General features: G+C 37.0%; 1 protein-coding gene. It reads left to right on the plus strand.

From position 1 onward, the window contains the following. Positions 1-387: two-component system activity regulator YycH (gene yycH, locus FOI68_RS23035; RefSeq protein ID WP_255433841.1), on the plus strand; the 387-nt coding region annotated here is incomplete at both ends.

Consider the following 387-nt stretch of genomic DNA (forward strand, 5'->3'; position numbering starts at 1 on the left):
GTTTTTATCTTATGACATTAGCGAAACAAAATCGTTGTTTTTACCAGCGCGTCCGCTCGTATTAAACCGATTGCAATATTATATGGATGAGTTAAGTACAGATCGTTTTAAAGATGCATTATTTACAGACCCAAGTTTTGTGAAAAAAGATGTACTCAATTTTGGCGAGGAATACACAGATGGATCACGCTTAATGGACGTTGATTTATCTAAAAAATTACTGTTGTACGTCAATCCAGCAGCTCGTGGTGAAACACAAACGTTTGACCCAACTATTTTGCAAAAAAGTATTGATTTTGTGAACGATCATGGCGGTTGGACAGACACGTATTATTTTGATCGCTTAGACGAAAACGGGAGAAAAGTAACTTTTCTCCCGTTTTCGTC

Source organism: Brevibacillus sp. LEMMJ03, from assembly GCF_007197875.1.
Lineage (GTDB): Bacteria > Bacillota > Bacilli > Brevibacillales > Brevibacillaceae > Brevibacillus > Brevibacillus thermoruber.